This window comes from Bacteroidota bacterium, assembly GCA_018831055.1.
Classification (GTDB): domain Bacteria; phylum Bacteroidota; class Bacteroidia; order Bacteroidales; family B18-G4; genus M55B132.
Genome location: JAHJRE010000273.1, coordinates 1 through 2,147, shown reverse-complemented (window position 1 = coordinate 2,147; position 2,147 = coordinate 1). Strand labels below are relative to the sequence as shown.

General features: G+C 55.9%; 3 protein-coding genes and 1 pseudogene. All 4 read right to left on the bottom strand.

What is annotated here, in order from left to right:
* A partial coding sequence (locus tag KKA81_16435; GenBank protein MBU2652514.1) for an acylphosphatase occupies positions 1-407 on the bottom strand: 407 nt, incomplete at its 3' end.
* A gap of 39 nt (positions 408-446) precedes the next feature.
* Entirely contained in the window at positions 447-1,121 is a 675-nt protein-coding gene (gene hypB / locus KKA81_16430; protein MBU2652513.1) for a hydrogenase nickel incorporation protein HypB, read from the bottom strand.
* Positions 1,122-1,142: 21 nt separating this feature from the next.
* Positions 1,143-1,508 (bottom strand): annotated as a pseudogene (locus KKA81_16425) (hydrogenase maturation nickel metallochaperone HypA).
* A gap of 169 nt (positions 1,509-1,677) precedes the next feature.
* The coding region (locus KKA81_16420) for a hypothetical protein (GenBank protein ID MBU2652512.1) at positions 1,678-2,147 on the bottom strand (470 nt) is incomplete at its 5' end.

Below are 2,147 nucleotides of genomic sequence, written 5' to 3'. Positions count from 1 at the left end.
TTGGTGCAATTGATAAAGGGGTAGCGGTAGCGGCGGTCACCGGGATCGAACAGCTCGCGAACGCAATCGTCGCAAACGGCGCTGTCGGGCGGGATCAGCGTGGCGGCCACGGCGGCGGCGCGGCTGGCTGTAATGGTAAAGCCGATTTCGCCCGATGGCTCCATGTCGACCGTATCACACCGATCTATTTTGGCCAGTGGCGGGGGAGATTCGGTCAGGTGCTTGCGAAACTGAGTGATTGAGTCACGCGGCCCCTCTATTTCAATCGTCACGCCGGCCGTGTCGTTGGTGACAAATCCGGCCAGCTCGGAGTTGGTTGCGAGGCGGTAAACGAACGGCCGAAAGCCGACCCCCTGCACGATACCGTTGATCGTTATACGCTGTCGTTGTAGCGGTGAGTCTGACATCAATGATTTCCGTCCTGCGTGAGTAGGGCCGACAACAGCTTAGCCGCGCCCCTGCTTTTTGGCGGCCACCAGCCGTCGGAGCCAGTCAAACCAATTGTCGAGACCTTCACCGCTACGGCACGACATATCGAACATTGTCAGGTTGCCGTTAATAGTGAGTGCGTTTTCTTTCACTCGCTCCATCGAGAAGTCGCATAATGCCAGCAGGTCGATCTTGTTGATTACCATCGCCGATGAACGCCGGAACATGCCGGGATACTTGAGCGGCTTGTCGTCCCCCTCGGTAACACTGATAAGGACCACCTTCATATCCTCGCCGAGATCGTAACTCGAAGGACAAACGAGGTTGCCGACATTTTCAATAAACAACAGATCTAGCTCCGCCGGATCCAGTTCGTCCGTTACTTTCGTCACCATGCGGGCATCGAGATGACAGGCGCCGCCGGTAATAATCGGCCGCACAATTTTTCCGCCGGCTCTTGCCAATCGGTGGGCGTCGTTCTCGGTTTGCACGTCGCCGGCGATCATTGCAATTCGCATCTCGCTGTTCAGGGTCGCCAGCGTCTTTTCCAACAGGCTCGTTTTGCCCGAGCCGGGTGAGCTCACGAGATTCAACGCGACTACCCTGTGCGCAGTCAAACGCTGTCGCAATTCACCGGCCAGTCGGTCGTTCTCGGAAAGGACCTTCTCTTTTACATCGACCCGTTCCGTCATCTCAGTCGTCTCCCGCGCCGGTCACTCCGGTGCTTCATCGGTGTCGTCGTCAACCTCAAAATAGGCAATATCCAGTTCGTCCCCTTGCGACATTTTGATATCCCGCCCGTGACAATGCGGACAGACAAACACAAACCCCTCAACCGTGAATTTCCCGCCGCAATCGCGGCACTCGCCCCGGATCGGCACCGACTCGATTTCGAGAATAGTCGCCTCCAGTGGAGTCCCCTTGGCAATCGCTGCAAACCCAAATGTGAGAGCATCGGGAACGATATCGGTCAGCGCTCCGATTCGCAAACCAATGCGGCTCACTGATCGGTAACCGTTGCGCTCCATCGCCTCGCAAACAGTCCTGTAAATCGATTCGGCGATAGCTAGTTCGTGCATGGCGCCTTTCGCTTCCCTTGTTACCCGTCACTATGATGCCAATATACAGCCTACGGTCAATCAGCGCCTCTTGTTTGTGCCACGAAACAATGATTAACTCTGTGCGAGACTCAAAAATAACGAGCCGGGGCGCGATTGGCGAGAAGCTGCCCCGATCGGCCTTCGGGAATCACTCTTGCCGGGTGTGAATCAACTTTGGGTAGCGCCCGGCATACCAGCGGTCGATTTCTTCGATCTGGCTATTGGTCAACCGATACATCCGACACACCAATTGCTCGATTGCGTCCTGTTCGCGCCCGATATCGGCGCCCGGCCGATTGCACCGTTGTTTGTCAATAATCGTCATAACGAGCCGGCTGATTTGCTCCGCCGGTTGGCCGTTTGGATGGGGAAGGGGTACCTGGCGGATATCGTCTACCTGCGTGCTGACAGTATGATTTGCGATCGCCTTGATAAAAAACCGGACTGGCTTCGAACAAAGCAGTCCCAGCAGAAAATAGCGGTCTAGTTCTCCGGTGAGAATCCGCGAGCCCTTGACGTCAAACACGCCCTTACCGCTCAGACGGAACGTAGGTGAATAGAAGCCGACATCCGACCAGGTGAGTCCCGGTACAAAATAGCAATCGGCATTTTGGAATC

What these genes read in the sequence shown, in the direction of transcription:
- hypB (MBU2652513.1), bottom strand. Translation starts at nt 1,121, where the DNA reads ATGACGGAACGGGTCGATGTAAAAGAGAAGGTCCTTTCCGAGAACGAC.